Here is a 281-nt window from a genome sequence, read left to right as displayed (position 1 = left end):
CGGAAGATGGTGTTATTACTATAAATGGTAAAGTAATTAATGGTACTTGTACACTTACAGGGTCTGCTGGTGCTACTGGCACAGCAAACAATGTTGCTGTGCAGCTTGATACTGTCCGTAATACCGCATTTACAGCTGCTAATTCAACTACAGGCACGAAAGACTTTACACTCACCGTAACAGACGGGACTGGTGTAGCTGGTAGTTGTGATGCCCTTACCATTGGTGCCATTAAAAACATTACTTTAAGCGGAACGGCTGATACTAACTATGATTCAACC

General features: G+C 42.7%; 1 protein-coding gene. It reads left to right on the top strand.

Annotated elements, in window-relative coordinates; all coding sequences use genetic code 11:
• Positions 1–281 (top strand): fimbrial protein (locus tag J4G33_RS16905; RefSeq protein WP_504740312.1); only part of this gene is annotated, 281 nt, incomplete at both ends.

This window comes from Actinotalea soli, from assembly GCF_017565425.1.
GTDB lineage: Bacteria > Actinomycetota > Actinomycetes > Actinomycetales > Cellulomonadaceae > Actinotalea > Actinotalea soli.
Note: the sequence above shows the minus strand (reverse complement) of the source record. Positions and strands in the feature narration are given on the sequence as shown.